Annotated in this window: 1 protein-coding gene; it reads right to left on the bottom strand. The window is 58.4% G+C overall.

The features are described from left to right. On the bottom strand, positions 1-250 hold a 250-nt coding region (locus ACPYOM_RS23220), incomplete at both ends, for a hypothetical protein (protein ID WP_481347779.1).

Below are 250 nucleotides of genomic sequence, written 5' to 3' on the forward strand. Positions count from 1 at the left end.
GGTTGTTGAGCAGGCTCTTGAGCGCACCGTTCAAGTCCTGCGTGCCTGTAAGAAGGCCGGAAAGCGTGCTTGTGAAACTTTCCGCGAAATACTGCTCTGCCGTCTTCAAGCCTTCGGTCGAAGCGGCAACTTCCTTGTTCTTGCCGTCAAGCTGCTGCGTGAGCGTGATCTTCTCGCGGAGCTTCTGAAGTTCGGCGTCGGTGAGCGTGATACCCGCGCGCTTCGCTTCCTGCTGCGCCTGATACACGGC

The sequence above is a fragment of the Monashia sp. HAY1-2A genome (assembly GCF_056755315.1).